Source organism: Calothrix sp. FACHB-168, assembly GCF_963889195.1.
In the GTDB taxonomy this organism is placed as follows: Bacteria; Cyanobacteriota; Cyanobacteriia; order Cyanobacteriales; family Nostocaceae; genus Aulosira; species Aulosira anomala_A.
Genome location: NZ_CAWPNJ010000059.1, coordinates 1 through 16,305 on the forward strand (window position 1 = coordinate 1; position 16,305 = coordinate 16,305).

Here is a 16,305-nt window from a genome sequence, read left to right on the forward strand (position 1 = left end):
AATGAGTCTAATTTATACCGTTCTATTTCCTGTGGGCTGGCTACTAATATTAAAGCGCGTAAATCTCTCCTACCAATGGGGGGAAATCGACGGTCTGTAATCGCTGGTATATAAAGTGAATATGGTGTGCGCTGTTCTAAGCTTAATAAATGCCATCCATCATCGATGTTGGCGCAGAGTCTTTCCCAACGCAGGGTTCTGATTTCTTTGTCTTCAGCTTCAATAAATAACAATACCCTGACTATGGTGTCTGAGTCCCGCAAGGCGCTGACAAAAGCGTCTCTGATTTCTTCTTTAAATAGCGCTTTCCCTAAAAATGTACCGTAGTCTTTGGTCTGTCCTAATAAGCTGGTGAGTTTTTCTAAGTCTGCTGATGTTAGTTCGAGAATTCCTTCCGAACGCGATGAGAGCAGTTCACCAGGGCGACTATGTTCTACAACAATCGGCCAGTGATTTGCTGATTTGCGCTGGATGTTGATCTCGAATGTGTTCATAGTTTTTCAGCTAATAAAGACCCTGGCATATACAGCAGATTGTATTTAAAGGCACTGCTCTGCTACCCCTACCCGCGTACTCATTATCAAGAAAGCGCGTAGTAGCAAACGCTACTACGCACCTATGGTTATTTCAGCTTTTTCAACGCCTCTAATAAACTCATCACTCCAGAAATAGCCGCCTCAAGCTTTTCTGTGCGAGTTGCAGAAGCTTGATCGACATTTTGAATAAACTGTTCTAGAGCTTGATTTAAATCTGTCTGCGCCTTTTTAATTGCTGATGTATCACCAGTGCCATTAGAGCTAGAGGTATTTGGTGCAGCAATCGCAGCAGGTAATTTCACTGACTCTATAGTTTGTCGCTCTGAAGCATTTTGGCGATCGCTCACTACCAACCGCACTGCAGGATCGCCGACAATGGCATAACTACGAGCATCGTTGTTTGCTGTCCACATTCCCGCCAAGCTGACTGGATTGGCTGTCGCGCCAAATTTGATTTCTTCGAGTTCAGTACTCAAATCAGAAGAAAGTTCGGCATAGCGTTCGTTGAAATACTCAACCGCAGACCCTACAGGATGACCCTCTAACAACCGCTTCAAAGTACTTTCAAATACTGCTAACTGCTTACCTGTTTTCTCCCAAACAAACGAACAACCCCAAGCTCTTTCCACATGACCAATTACAGCTAAGGCTCCGCCGTTGGGATGGCTAAGTAAACGCCGGGGTAAAGGTGCAATAAATGCATGGGGAGCAATAGTGGCTCTTTCATTAGAGCCTTTTTGATGGGCAAACTCATCTAGTTTGGGTGTACCCGCACCGTAACAAGCAAAGTGAAAAGCAATTAAGCCTAACAACCGCGCATCAGCGCCAACATCATCTGCTGAAAAGTAAAAGTCTTCTGGTATCGGCTTACCGCGCCATTGTATAGGGCCTGGCCAGTCTTGGCACAGTAGGGCACCTTGATGGCGTAATTGTCGTTCATCCCCATTGGGAAAACCCATACCATGACTACCAGTGAATAACAATGCAGGTGTGTCTTCACCGCCTAAGAGTTTCTTGAGTCTGGACTTGGTGGCTTCTTGTGCCAGGATAGTTTCAACTTTCCAATCTTTTTGCTCTCCAACCATCCATTCAGCAAGAGGTTGAATTAAGTTCTTCGCACTTAATTGTGTAGCTGCATCACCACTGGTTTGGACGCCAAAAAAGCTAGCGCGCCGAGGAAGTGAAAACCCTGGACTTTCAGCTTGTACGACGCTCCGAGCATATTGGGCATACTCTTCAGGGGTATCAAAGTAAATCCGACCGACTGCATACTGCACATCCAGTTGGTACTGAAAGCGATAGGGAATTGTTTCTGGATCGCCAACAATCAGCAGATAATAAGGCATTTTTTCTGGATCTGCTGGGCCTGGCCCAACTCCATGACGCGCCAAAAATGCATTCTTGGACTCCCCAGGACGATAACCTCTAGGGCCAGTATATTCCTGATAATAATGGTCGTAATTTTTGGTTGCTTGTCTTTGGCGATGCTCTAGCAGTTCCTTGAGCGCTTCTTTAATAGCGGGATCGGCATTATAGGCAAAAATAACTCCCCAACCTGTTTCAGCCAGATTTTTGGGATCTACTCCTTCTATCGGGGCAAAGTCTGGTTCTAGACCTTTGACATGGAGATCCTTTTTCTTGAGTTCGCTAATTTCTATTGGGTCGAAGTCTTCGCCTTGAGCAATTCTCGCAACTTGTTCCGGCGTTAAAGGAGGTAACAAATAACCTCCGGAAGCGCCATCAATGCCATTGAAATATAGTTCTTCTGTAAGCTGTTCTACACTCATGCTCTTTGTCTCCTGATGTTTGTGCCAGATATACGTTGTATTGAGAGGGCATTGCTTACCCCATCTGATTGAGAATGATCCTCATAACCTGTAACTGCTAATTAACGAGGGCAGCAGACCAAACAGCATGAGCTACAGCAGGATTATCAATCGCGTTGTGTGCGCCTACAAAAGGATCGGGATTGGGAACAGTAATATAATTGCTGCTTTCTAAGTTGTAAATTTTACCTGGTTTAAAATCATAGGATTTGTTGGGGTTGAGCATATCGATATCCGTAATATCTAAATCTTCCCCTTGAATTCCATAGAAACCTATGCCGCCGACACCTGGATAACTTGGTTTGGAGACATCAAAATGGATATCTTGGCCGATTCCTAATCCCATTGTTCCAGCTACAGGATAAGCTACCCTGACGGCATTATCATAGCGAGATTGAGTTGTGATAATTGGCCCGGACACTTTGCGATCGCTAATGATGGGGTGAAAATAACCAGTAAGATTGTTTCTGTAGGGAACCTTAGCAGTGTAAGACCAAAGCGATACAGCTCCCTGAATTAAGGCTAGAGAATTAACTGGGCGCACAAGTCTATTATTATCTTTTGTACCTGCAACTGTTGCCGATACAAAAATCGTCCCAAAGCTATGCCCCATGAGGTGGAATCGGACGCGATCGTCTGCGACTTGTTGCAGTTTGTTTAATAAGTTAAAGCCACTAGTTTGACCAATTTTACGCGCCAGGTCTTTCATTTTCCAGAAAGATAACAATCTGGGTACATTCAAAAACTTATCCCAAGCTGATGCAATTCCATCGCCTATTCCAAAGCTGACTTCTCCGGTCTCTTCTTCTAAACTGGCTTGGTATACAGTTTCCGGATCAAAATTTAAGGGTTCGGTGTCGTTCCATTCGGAAGTATCTTCACTTTGATTGTATGAGGATGCTTCCATAAGCAATACCTGATAAGCTGCCGCAACTTCTGGTGGTAAGTTTTCTGGTGGCGTGTCATATTCAATAGCCGCACTAAAAATTGTTCTGAGTGCTTCTCTACTAGCTTCTGTGTCTGAAACTTGACGAGCATAATCCTCAATCAAATCATTCAATTGAGAGTCTGCTGTGTCAAAAGAGGGAATTTGAGCGTTTAAGTTTTCATTTCCCCAAGGCTTACTTGGCCAATGCAACCCAATAAGTAATGGACTAAACCCAGGTTGTAGCTGTTGCATTTTTTGAATGTCAGCTTGGTTATCTGCCATAGCTGCAATCCAGCGTTGGTATTGGTCTTTGGCAGCCGGAATGTCTCCTTGCCATCCATGACTCATCAAGAAAACATCTGTAATCGGCTGACTAGTTAAAACATCTAAGACTTGTTGACTAGTTAACTTGCCATTTTCTGGACGTTCGTGGCCTTTCTCATCAAAAGAAATTAGATAGTATTCCAAAGAAGTACCACGTACTTTTTCAAGCGCCATAGGTTAGCCCTTATACATAAAATCTTAGTAATAAACCATACTTCACTTATGAGGATAATACAACTTTTCTTAAATCCGGAAAGAGAAAAATAATCTACAGAATGCTGTGTTTTTTGTATAAAAATATACAAAAAATATATCAATGATAAGAATGTATTAATCTCAAAAAACGCCTTTAGTCTCAATAAAGTTAGCTTATTGACATTTTTTATCTAAAAATTTTACTTCTAAAAAATAAAATCAACGATAAAATCAGATTTTTGCATTAAATGCAAAGTAAGTGCATTTTGTCAATACAGCAATTGGATGATATATTGCAATATTTCGTTATTATTAATTATTTTAATCAGATATTCTGTACACAATGTTATTCTTAAGACATAATTAAATAACATCAAACCCCAGCCGCATTGAGTATATAAAAGTACAGTTAATGCGTTTTTGTGTGACAAGGTTAAAAAATAATTGCACCCTCTAAGTAAGTAGACTTAATTAAATATAAGTCGTCATAAAGTAGCTGAATTCCGGCAGGATGGAGAAACAACAAGGCAATTGTAAAAGCTGGGATTGCTACTCTTCTGCTATCGTGCTACGCGAACAATTTCTCTCAGGTAAGAAGTAGGTTACTCTCTACAAGACACTACGTGTAGCGTCTCCTTGAGGAAAAACTATATGCTGGGAACACAGCATATTATATTTATTTACATCTGCATACTTAGTCTTAATTAATTACTTCTATCCTTGTCAAAATTAATTCTGCTCAACGCTCAACCATCCATGACAATTGATAGCTAAAGGAGAAAAATATGCTGAATCAACAAGATTTGCTTTTACTTTTGTATAAGCTTGTAGATCGTTATATCTTGACTCAAGGTGATAGATATGAATACAACTACAACTATCTAAACCCTTTGGCGATGACAGATGTGCCGAAAATGCCATTAATCAATTTGCCTCGATTGCCAAAAGATGAGCTTCCTAGCCGGGAGTGGCTACTTTTAGTATTAAAGGCAATAAGTGTTTATAATATCAATAACACTTCTAAAGCTAGTGGTGGTAATGTCTCGTTTAGTACAGATGATGTAGACAGCGATAGCATCTTTTTAAGCGATAAAATTAATTCTTTAGAGACAATTGAGCAGGAGATAAACGAAGTTAAGACGACAGAAGATGTCAATGATATTGCTTTTCAGCTAGTATCAACTCTCAAAGAAGTTAACGAGCATCTCTCAATTAATGAACAACTTGATGAGTATCGCAGTCAAAATGATGCTAACGCAACAGATAGTAATACTCAATTTTCATTTGAAGAAGAGTTCCAAAAAATTGATGCTCAGATTGCTGAACATTTAGAAGAGAATCCAGATAATATTTCCTTCGATTTGGATTCTAGCGAACAAATTGCGATCGCTAATTTAAAAAATATCATCAGATATAACGCTCAGTTATTAGAACTTGCTGATATGCAAGCTACTGAGAATGCTGAAGATGCGGCAAATGTTAACTTTGGTTCTGTGGGAGATAATTATTCACATACCCTTGAGGATTACGATAACCTATTTCGACTGATAACCAAACCAGAGATTTCTGCAAAATTCCAACAGGATATAGTTTTTGCCTATATGCAGGTGGCTGGGCCAAATCCAGTCATGCTCAAGCAAATCAAAACAGCAGATCCACGTTTGCCCATCACTGGCGAACAATACCAACAAATTACCGCTAAAATCATTGGTAAAGCCGATTCTCTAGATGTAGCGCTGCAAGAAGGTCGAATTTACTTAGCAGACTATTCTCTATTAGAGGGTATGGCAAATGGGAATTTCCCCAGAGACCAAAAATATATTTATGCTCCCTTAGGACTATTTGCAGTTCCACCAGTTGGTAGTTCCTCTCGCTCTTTGATACCAGTTGCAATCAAGATTCAACAGGCTCTATTTACACCACTACATACAGGAACCTGGATGAGTGCTAAGAGCATTTTACAAATGGCAGATAGTAACTACCATGAGGTTTATAGCCACTTAGGCCAAACTCACTTATTTATTGAGCCTTTTGTAGTTGCAACTAATCATTTGTCTAAGGATCACAATCTCAGAAAACTGTTGAAACCCCATCTAGAAGGTACTGTATTAATCAATTATGGCGCTCATCAATCTTTAGTAGCACCAAAGGGTTCTGTAGATAAGTTGCTAGCTAGTAATATTAACTCTGACCACAAGCTAGCTGTCACAGGAGCGCAGAGTTGCCTATTTAACTTTAATGAAGTTGCATTTCCCAAGACTCTAGAACATCGAGGTGTTAACGATCCGAATCAACTACCTATTTATCCTTACAGAGATGATGGAATGCTGATTTGGAATGCTATCCATAATTGGGTGAAGGGTTATTTAAGCTCTTACTACAGTACAGATTCTTCCGTTGAGAACGATCAAGATTTACAGAAATGGGCTTCGCAATTAGTTTCTCCAACAGGAGGCCGCTTGAAGAATTTCGGTGAGGATGCTCAAGGTAGAATTAAGACGCTCAATTATTTAATTGAGGCTGTTTCAACAGTTATTTTTACTGCTAGCGCTCAACATGCTGCTGTTAACTTTGCCCAACGTGGTTTAATGCTCTATCCGCCAGCATTTCCTTTAGCACGTTATATTCCTGCACCAACAGATCCCAATCAGCAAGAAAATTTTCTAGATGGTTTACCACCACTAGATAGAGCTACAGACCAGATTAATTTACTGTATTTACTTGGCTCTGTTTACTACACGAAGTTAGGCGATTACACTAACTCTGATTTTCACTCTTCGCCACGAGTACAAGATGCTTTGAACAATTTCCAGAAGGAACTCAAAGATATTGAGCAACAAATTCGGCAACGTAATCAAAGTAGCGAAAGATTATTAGCTTATGAGTATTTGCTACCTTCCAAGATTCCTCAAAGTATTAATATCTAAGAGGGTGTTGATAAAATAAAAATTAAGCAGTAGAGCAACGATGATTGCGGGCTAATCTACGTAACATAAGATTTGTCATAGCCGCGCATATCATCGTTTCACTGGTTTGGGGATGATACTCGTAATCCTTACACCAGACGATAGCGACCTAGCCACGCCAGTGTACGCTCTACGACCCAACGGCGAGGTAATACTTTAAATCCGTCTGTGCGATCTGCGCTTCGCAGCAGCGCTTCGCTATCGCAACGTTTAATAATGGCAGGGTGAAAAGTGGTGAACTTGTAGCTTGATCATCGCTGCTGGCGCGAGCCTCATTATTCCTTGGCGAATGCTTGTAATACCTTATCTGTATAGGTGCGTATCTTGGTTCAAGTAGCCAGAAGCTTTTGGTTACCCGAATTAATGTATATCTGTACCCATTCAAAATTACATGCCAGCAGCAGTAAATGCTTGACTCAAAACATCAACCAAATTCAAACTTTCTGCCCATTGTGTCAGGTATGTGTAATCCAAACCCTCTGCCTGCAACTTTAATATCCCTAACACATCGCGCCACTGTTTTTCAGATTGACTCCCTTCACCCCATCGCAATTTTTGTAGAATTGTATCTTCTGCTTGCGGCTGGTAAGTCAATTTTGAACTGATTGTTGTTTTAGCTAACTGCATGTTCTGTAAACTGACACTTAAATTGTGAATGAAAAGCAATCACCATATCTTGTTTAGTTATTCCCAAATTAACCAGTTCTTCTGCTACTTTATCTTCTGTTCTATTGTGTTGTAGCTAGACTTTTTATTCTTTAATATCAATGTGTAAAAAGCAACCATAAATGCGGCGTTGATTTGAATTAGAACTCATCTTGGCTGATTACTTTTCCTTTGCTCGCGCTTTCAGTAAAATCATCAGATGTTCTAATTGCTCGTAAACATCTAATTCTGCTATTTCTATTTGAGTGAGTGAACCAGAGCGATTTTTTCTAATATTGACACTCAAACACACCTCGAAACTCGAAACATACATTGAATTTACTACAAAAAGGGAAGTCAGGGCTGGCGATGGCAGCCCTGACTTCCCCTCTCTATAATGATTATCATTCTTATATATTGGGGATTTTATTTCTTGGAAGTCCCTTACAACATATTGCCACTGCTTGTGCAATCAATTTAAGTCGGTTTTTTAACTGGTCTAATCATGCTACTAAAGCTCCCACTCGTACTAGTTCTTTTGCTAGATTGCGTGTTCATTTTGCTTAACTAACAAGTCTTAAATTCATGATCATTTCTTTGGCAGGGAGACTTACAACTGCCTTGGTCGCCAATTTTCATGCTCAAAAAGGTGCGCTGATTTGAAGCGCACCTTTTTGAGAGGACTTGTTGATTGTTTATTCCCAACGCCAGTTGACTCTTGTGGGGTAATACCCCCTATGCGCCAGCTGTATCCTAAAAGAAGTTGGGTCACTTTTTCTTGCTTTCTATTCATTGCTGCTAAATGCCAATTAGTCCAAACTCAAGTATAAAGAAATAGTAAAGAAACGGTAAAAATATGTGCAAAGCTATTTTGATGTTCTTTCTTAATCTAAGATTATTTTATACATCCTTGCAGGTAAGTAACTACAGGGTTGGTATCATAAAACATAGCTCTGATATCAAAATGAGCAAATTAGTTATTCTTAAATTTAGTGAAGGAAGCTTTGAACAGGGTTTTCCTGTAACTTTGCAAGCTGGTGAAGAAGATAAACCCATGCTTGTTCAGGAAATAGGAAAGTTACCGCCAAGACGAGAGATTCTGGAACTTTATGAAACTTGGTATTTTTTATATATTAATCTAGGCACAAAATCTAGAGTCTTAGAAAAGCGTAGCGGACAAATCACGAATATATCTACTATTGAAAGCTGCCAACAGGCTGGAAAAATTTTAAGTAAAAATTTGAATGATTGGTTGTCTTCTCAGGAATTTATAGAAATTAAAAATAAATTATACCTATATTTAAAAAAAACTGATTCAGTCAGGATACTGTTAGAAACAGATAATCTTCAACTTCAACGTTTACCTTGGCATGAATGGAATTTATTCGCAGACTATCGCCTAGCCGAAATTGCGATCGCTCCACCAAGATATGAAAAAGTAGAACAATTAATCAAATCTGGCGATCGGATTAAAGTTTTAGCAATCTTTGGCGATAGTAATGGTATTAATACCGAAGAAGACAGAAAACAGTTATTAAAAAATATACCAAATAATACAGAAATAAGATTTTTAGTCAATCCAAAACTTAATGACATTAATCAGCAACTGTGGGATGAAAGATATGATATATTGTTTTTTGCTGGTCACAGTGAAACTGTTGCAAATACAGGTAAAATTTATATAAATTCAGAAGACAGTTTAACAATACCTCAATTGCAATTTGCTCTTCGACAAGCAATTGAAAGGGGATTAAAAATTGCGATTTTCAATTCATGTGATGGTTTAGGGTTAGCGCAAGATTTGATTAGTTTGCATATCCCGCAAATTATCGTGATGCGGGAAAGAGTTCCAGATTTAGTAGCGCAAGAATTTTTAAAATACTTTTTGCAAGAGTTTTATCAAAATAATCTTTTTTATTTAGCAGTACGCAGAGCGCGGGAAAGGTTACAAGGCTTAGAACAAAACTATCCCTGTGCTTCTTGGTTACCCATCATTTGTCAAAATCCTGCTTTTAATCCTCCCAAATGGCAAGATTTGTTTGCAATCGAGTCTGTACACCCAAGTACAACGCAACATAATCTAATTAATAATTTTATCTCAGCAAGACCGCGAAATTTTTTAATAGTGCTTTTTGCTAGTATATTTTCGACAATAGCCGTAATAGGAGCTAGACAAACAGGATTATTGGAAAAATTTGAATTAATTGCTTTCGACCAGTTAATGCAAATACGTCCCGAAGAAAAAGTAGATGAACGTCTTTTAATTGTTAAAGCAGACGAGCAAGATATCCATAAATATAACTTCCCATTACCAGATAATATTCTTGCTCAAGCGATAGATAGATTAGAACAATATCAGCCTACTGTCATTGGTTTAGATATCTTTCGCGATGTTCCTAGAGAACCAGGTTATGCTCGATTAGCCAAACAATTTCAAGAAAATTCTCGTTTAATAGCTGTTTGTCGGGTACCAGATGAGAGAGTTCCTAATAATCCCGGTATCGCAGCACCGAAAGCAATAACAGCAGAAGGGGTTGGTTTCGCAGATATCATACTTGATGCTGATCATGTTTTACGTCGTCATCTTTTATTTTTAACACCGCAACAAAATACTGTTTGTAATTCCCACAATTCTTTTAGTATTTTATTAGCATTTAATTATTTAGCATCAAAAGGTATTCGACCTTCACTAATTGAAGAAACACTCATATTAGATTCCGTTGATTTTCGTCCTTTACCTTATCAAGGTCGTGCTGGTGGGTATCATGATATTAATGGAGAAGGAACACAAATATTATTAAACTATCGAGCGACTAAAGACGTTACACAAATTGCCAAAACAGTCTCATTATCGCAAGTTATTAATGGCTCAATCAAAAAGCAAGATGTTGAAAATCGGATTGTGATTATTGGAGTTACAGGTAAAACTGATGGTGGTGATTTGATCGATACTCCTTATGGTAAAATTCCAGGATTGTTGGTACAAGCACATGCTGTCAGTCAGATACTCAGTGCAGTACTTGACCGACCCAAACGAGCATTATTAAGATTTTGGTCGCTAGAAGCCGAAATACTGTGGATTTGGGGTTGGTGTTTGGTAGGAGGTATTTTGGTTTGGCGTTGGCGATCGCCCTTATTTATAATCATAACAATTACAGCTGCTACCGGGATTCTCACCGGATTATGTTTGTTATTGTTAATCCAAGGTATTTGGGTACCTCTTGTGCCATCAGCTTTGGGATTGATTATTACTAGCGGGTTTGTCATCATTTATCAATCTTATGACAGTCATTGAATCGGAGGAGAAGTTTGTAATCGGGCTGTCTTGTGATTAAAACTACAAGTATCGCTGTTATCCAAGCTTTCTGAAAGACAGCGCAACTATGAACAGCCCAATTAAACAAACGCGCAATTAGAAAGTAGTATTTTACACCTTACTTCAGATGAGACTTGAATCAAGAATTCGTTCAATTAGTTTCTTGAAGGCAATACAAAACCTACAATATGAGGAGTTTGAACTGTCTTAGGACTTTTTTGTTCATTTTTTAATTGGTATTTTCTTTCATCGAAATACCATTTTCTAAATTCATCTCGTTTGTTGTCGGATATGTACCATTTTTCAACGTTATCTTCTATATGTACCTCAACCCATTTCAAGTCAGAACTACGCATAGTTTCTAGTAAGAGACGAAAATTTTCGCTTTCTTTGTTTTGAATTAAATTTTCATAGTTAATCAAACCTGTTTCTAGATTTACTTCCTTAAATAAAGTATCTAGAAAACCTAATGCTGTACCTTTTAAAGGTAAATCCAATTTTATTTTTTTACGTTTATCAATTGCTGTTCCTAAAAGGATAATCAAACCATCAACACCAATTGCAAGTAATATTGCAGCGATCGCGGAATCTTCTCCTTTCATTACCTTACGATATGGTGTAAGCAAGGGAATACCAGTGTCCTCATCTAAAAACTTAGGACGTAATTTGTTAAGATTACCTTGATATTCTTGCGGTCGGTACTTATTGGGAATCAACTGTACAGCTTGAATTGTATCCTTGAAAATTTCTTGCGGTGAATCTCCCTGTTTCGGGGATGGATATTTTTTGTCAAATTCAATTACGCTCGGTTTTAGTTTTGCTAGCTCAGATTCTTTTTGTTTAATTTGAATTCTGATTTTTTGAGCTTCATTCCCATCACCTCTTTTACCTGTAAAACTGTTTCCGGGCTGGTTGAGTTCTCTATCTAAATCGATTCGTAACTGCTTAATCTCCCCTTCTAGTTCGCTAACATTGTTTTTTAAGGGAGCAATTACTTCTGTATATACTTCCGCATTAGCAGCAACAGCACGTTCAAACGCTTTTTTTCCTGTATCCTTTGCTGTCAAATGGTCATAATAAGCAAAAAAACTAGTGTAGACGCTGATAAAGGAAAATACTCCAACAGTTAACCATTTACGAACAGGAGCATGTTTTGCAGCAGAACCAGAGAGCAATAGAAAAAGCATTAACTGAATAATTCCACCACTGACATATCCAACTAATCCAGGAAATATCTGAGCAGCTCCTACCATTGTAGTGTAACCACTACCTAAATTTAAGACCGAAAGAGCAGTCAAAAGCACTTTATCTTGAGGTATTTTATCTTGAGTTACTTTATCCAGCTTTTCATTATCTATGTCAGCATCGTTAGTATATATTGTCTTTGGTGTTTTCGGACGATTTAAATTACAACCAGGATAAGTACATTTATCTCCTGTATTTATATGTTCGATGTGACCTTTTTTTCCTCCGGTTTTATTACCGTAGCAATACCATGTAGTTCTAATATTTTCGGATGTCATGATTTTAATTCCTATGGTTTGAAGTTTCACATGTATTTTTTTGGATGTCGTAATTCATAATTGATGATATTGAGAATTAAGACATAATTGAATTTTTAGACAAGTCTTGAATGGGTAGCATAATTTTTTCCACAATATATTGAAGTAGGGGGTTATCTTTTTGAGTGGAAGCAATATCCGTAATGATTGTTTTTCGTGCATAAATATCTAACTTCCATGTATTTTCACTATGAGTGAGTAACTTAACAATTTCATGAGGTTGAAGAGAGAGTTTGGAAATAAGAGAACTGACAAGTTTCTGTATCTCTGATTTATGTAATTTTAAACGATAACAATCATGAATAATCTTTTGTCCTGTTTCTAAATTTGCAGAATCTTTGATAATTTTTGCTGCATATTGATAAGTAATATCTTTTTCGCGATCGCTCAAGTTTACTTCCTCCAGTGATATGACTGTTTCTTGTTCTAAATACCAGCTAACACGAATAAGTTCTAACCAGTCACTACTCTTTAAATATTGATTATTTACAGAAACTATGAAGTTCCATAAATCTAATTGTGTTGAGTTAATGCTTTTATTGGTTAGCCATAATTGACATAAATATTTCAATAAATATCCGCTAATTAATTTAAAACATTTTTTCTTGACTAAATAATGAGATAGAAGCAGTATATTTTGAGAATTATTCAAGTTATAACTGATGAAATCTTGGATTATGTCAATGTCTAATTTTGACCAAGTATTACTAATAAATAAACTTGAAGAGTTGAGCGAATTATTTTGCAGAAGTGATATCCATTTTGTTAATATTTCGACAGAAAAGAGAGGAAAAGGATTAATCTTTTTATCTAAGAATTCAATCTGTTTCTGAGTGTCTTTACACAAGATATTAACAAGGGAATACCAATGACTCCAATTACCAGAATCATTTTCTATTTGATTCAATATTTCTCTAATTTCTGGCTTTAAAGACTTAAAGTAACTAAATGTTTGTGAGAATTTCTCAGTATTTAATTGCAAATGAGGATTTTTTTCGACACTATTTTCAATTAATCTATGTAGTAAAGGTAAACTTTCTTCATAACTGATTCCCGCACAACGATTTAAGAAAGAATTACACGCTTTATCTACATTATGAGAATCCATCTCCATCTCATCAGCAATATCTAAGATACAAGTGAGATTATTTTTTGGATTTTCAAGTAATAAATCTAGATATTCTTTAACTTTCGGGAAAGACTTCTCTAAATATTGTTGATACAAATTGCTACTGTGAATTTTTTCTATATCTACGTAAGCGAGTAAATAAACTATACGTCCGAAATAATTTACATGAAACCTCTCGAAAAATTTGTCATTTAGGAAAACAATATCTAACAGAATAAACTTGTCATTATAATTTGAGAATATACTGATTTTTTCACCAAATTGAACGGCAAGTTTCCATGTTTTTTCTATATCTAGTAAAGATTTACTCTGAAGAATCTTGATGCAAATCTCGCTTAAAATATTTGCAATATGAGAATCATTAATATCTACAATATCAAATAATTCAAATATTAATTTCTCAGCCAAGTTTAAGTTATTTGATAGCCGATGTTCTAGAACATAAACTAATTGCTCTAATTTGAATTTTTGCGTCACTCTTAGAATAAATTGTTCATAACCCAAGCAAGAAGTTTCTAATCTTTCTAGCCCTTGCCATAAACATAATAAGCTATCTTGGTCTATATCTTTCTCAATTATGGCTTCTGGATTATGGAGTATTGGGATATATTTATACCAGGTATCTATTTGATATTTTTCTGGTAGTAAACTGGGAATTATTTGAGCTAAAATATCAGCTTGGTTGAGATTATCTAATCTAAATTCATCACCAGTAAGTTTTTCTAAAAATGTAAGCATTCGTGGAATGCTATCAGAGTCAGCATCAACATAAGCGACGATATCCTCTACATATAGATGTTCTAAGAGATTGTTATCGACTTCTGGTAAGAATTCTTTAGATTTACGGTTTAACCATAAAGTACTTGGAGGTAATTTCCGAGAGTCGGGATAACCATGAGTTTTTATAATTAAATCTGCCCAATCACATCGATTTTCATCTATATTTCCTATAGCGACAGACAATGAGTTACGACAATTCAGAGGTAACAATGATAAGATGCTATCTAAAAACTTCTGAGGAATAGTGGTTGTTTCTCCATCAATGGTTAGTATAATTTTTTGCTGATTTAACAAAGCTGACAGAACTGATAATAATAGCGATCGCTGATTAGCTTGCTTGTCTTTCAGGGAATTTAAGACTTCTAAAATTTCCTCATCAGATGAGTCAGCTTTGGGGGATAGCTGAATTAGTTCGGGTTGGAAGTATTGGATATCTTCGACTAAAGTATCGGGAAAAGTTGGTATTAATATATTCCACAACCTAAGTAACAAAGTAGAATTGTTAACTATATCTTTTCTGGGAACAAAGATATAACGTTGTTGAGTGTACGAAGTTCCTCCACTTGCTTTATTTGCTTGTTCGGTTTGTATGAGTACTAGATAATCTTGTGGAAAAAAAGTACCTAACTGTTTTTTGAGTGGAAATATACCAACCGCTTTTTTATTACCTTCTGGTGGTTGTGACCCCCAAAAGCGATACTCTTTTTGTGCTATTTTCTGTAGCTGTTCCTGATGTTCTTTCAAATCAGGAGTATGAGCAACTAAGCAGTAACCAGAGTTCCAATTGTAAAATTTACCGTAGATAAATTGGCTGTATCCGAGCATTTTAAATTAACCTCCCTAATATGTAAACGCCAGCTAAAGTTACTTAAATTAGTCTCTAATACCAGTAGGAGGGTGTAACTGAATCCCCTCGATTAACCATTCAATTGGTTCGAGTACGCCAAATGGTCTTAGCTCCGAACCAGGTTTAATTTTTCCTCCAGGATTTTTTGATTTCTGATGATGTGTTTGTTCACTGGAGTTATTAATATCACCCCAGTCATTACTTTTGTTACTACCCGATGATGCTGATTGATTTATATTGTTGCTGTAATTTGGGTATGGTTCGTTGTTAGAACCACCATATATATGCTCACCATTATCATCTTGATTCCTTGTAGGTTCATTTTGTTCGGGAAGATATGGTGAAAGCCATTTACCATTTTCTTCATAGCGTCCCAGTACAGATGTATAAAAAAATTGGCAACGATTATGTTCACTCCTGATATTGCGTTGATTTTTATCTGTTTCTAACCAGATATCATTCTTTAATTTGTTAAGTGTCATCATTGGACGTATTAATTCTTCTACATAGGTATCTGCACCTTGGTTCTTGGCTTTTTCCCAAATCTTGTCATGGTCAACTTTTGTGACACAAATAGCAATATAATTCTCTAAACGTTTTTTTTCTTGATTATTTTTTTCTCGATTTCGAGCGTTAAAATCTATAAACAAGTTTCGGAGCATAGTTGAATATTTTGCTTTACCCTGATTTTGCTCGTCAGGATCTGGATCGAGCAAGAATATAATTCCGTCACAACCCATGAGATAATCAATAACATCTGCCTTTGGATTATCTGGGTCATCTACTAAATATTTTTTATTCTTATCTCTTAACCTCTCGTAAAATTCTCCCGGTGCATCAATAAATTTTAATGTAATCGAACCTTGATATTTGCTATTTTCTCTTGTTAGCTTATAGCTGTATATTTTTAATTTTTCATTCTCATCTGGTTCGGTTCTTGCTGGAAATTCACAATTTTCGATTGCTTCTGAATTCCTTGTAATGAATTCATCCGCTTCCTCATTTCCGGGTCGAACTATCCACCCATCTGATTCTTTCAGTACGTCATATAAAATTGTTAGATATGTGGTTTTCCCTGCACCACTAGAACCCCAAATACCTATACGAATATCGCTTGGTAAGATATGTTGAGGTTCAATATCTTCCACTTGTGTTTTTGTTTTACTCCAATTAAAAATCATGATTGTTACCACCGTAGATAAAATAAATGTTGATTTTTTTTGGTAAGTTTGTTCGATATGGCATTTTTAT

The 16,305-nt window shown here is 36.9% G+C and carries 9 protein-coding genes and 3 pseudogenes; 2 read left to right on the plus strand and 10 right to left on the minus strand.

Going from position 1 to position 16,305, the window contains the following annotated elements:
• From AACW45_RS29815 to AACW45_RS29825, 3 genes and pseudogenes are all read right to left on the minus strand, one after another.
• Nucleotides 1–494: pseudogene (locus AACW45_RS29815) on the minus strand (hypothetical protein); the annotation flags it as partial.
• A gap of 128 nt (nt 495–622) precedes the next feature.
• Complete coding sequence (locus tag AACW45_RS29820) at nt 623–2,323, minus strand: hypothetical protein (protein ID WP_190636686.1); 1,701 nt, start codon at nt 2,321–2,323, stop codon at nt 623–625.
• Between the two features lie 97 nt (nt 2,324–2,420).
• Nucleotides 2,421–3,788 (minus strand): hypothetical protein, encoded by a 1,368-nt coding sequence (locus tag AACW45_RS29825; RefSeq protein ID WP_190636688.1) that lies wholly within the window; start codon nt 3,786–3,788, stop codon nt 2,421–2,423.
• A gap of 806 nt (nt 3,789–4,594) precedes the next feature.
• On the opposite strand from AACW45_RS29825, the gene AACW45_RS29830 reads away from it, so the two are divergent.
• A complete protein-coding gene (locus AACW45_RS29830; RefSeq protein ID WP_190636689.1) occupies nt 4,595–6,736 on the plus strand; it encodes a lipoxygenase family protein in 2,142 nt (713 codons plus the stop codon).
• A 22-nt stretch (nt 6,737–6,758) separates the two neighbouring features.
• On the opposite strand, the pseudogene AACW45_RS29835 reads toward AACW45_RS29830, so the two are convergent.
• The 4 genes and pseudogenes from AACW45_RS29835 to AACW45_RS29845 form a co-directional block, all read right to left on the minus strand.
• Nucleotides 6,759–6,939, minus strand: a pseudogene (locus AACW45_RS29835) (transposase); the annotation flags it as partial.
• A gap of 223 nt (nt 6,940–7,162) precedes the next feature.
• Nucleotides 7,163–7,351 (minus strand): annotated as a pseudogene (locus tag AACW45_RS29840) (hypothetical protein); the annotation flags it as partial.
• Nucleotides 7,352–7,388: 37 nt separating this feature from the next.
• Entirely contained in the window at nt 7,389–7,469 is an 81-nt protein-coding gene (locus AACW45_RS38505; RefSeq protein ID WP_242045789.1) for a hypothetical protein, read from the minus strand.
• 132 nt (nt 7,470–7,601) lie between these two features.
• Nucleotides 7,602–7,727: a hypothetical protein gene (locus AACW45_RS29845; protein WP_339385102.1), complete on the minus strand. Its 126-nt coding sequence runs from the start codon at nt 7,725–7,727 to the stop codon at nt 7,602–7,604.
• Between the two features lie 657 nt (nt 7,728–8,384).
• Here AACW45_RS29845 and AACW45_RS29850 point away from each other — a divergent pair.
• Nucleotides 8,385–10,715 (plus strand): CHASE2 domain-containing protein, encoded by a 2,331-nt coding sequence (locus AACW45_RS29850; protein WP_190636691.1) that lies wholly within the window; start codon nt 8,385–8,387, stop codon nt 10,713–10,715.
• Between the two features lie 176 nt (nt 10,716–10,891).
• On the opposite strand, the gene AACW45_RS29855 is transcribed toward AACW45_RS29850, so the two are convergent.
• The 3 genes from AACW45_RS29855 to AACW45_RS29865 all read right to left on the minus strand — a co-directional run bounded on the left by AACW45_RS29855 (nt 10,892) and on the right by AACW45_RS29865 (nt 16,235).
• Complete coding sequence (locus AACW45_RS29855) at nt 10,892–12,259, minus strand: hypothetical protein (RefSeq protein ID WP_190636693.1); 1,368 nt, start codon at nt 12,257–12,259, stop codon at nt 10,892–10,894.
• Between the two features lie 76 nt (nt 12,260–12,335).
• Complete coding sequence (locus AACW45_RS29860; RefSeq protein WP_190636695.1) at nt 12,336–15,032, minus strand: hypothetical protein; 2,697 nt, start codon at nt 15,030–15,032, stop codon at nt 12,336–12,338.
• 48 nt (nt 15,033–15,080) lie between these two features.
• Entirely contained in the window at nt 15,081–16,235 is a 1,155-nt protein-coding gene (locus AACW45_RS29865) for a TRAFAC clade GTPase domain-containing protein (RefSeq protein ID WP_190636696.1), read from the minus strand.
• Nucleotides 16,236–16,305: the final 70 nt, after the last annotated feature.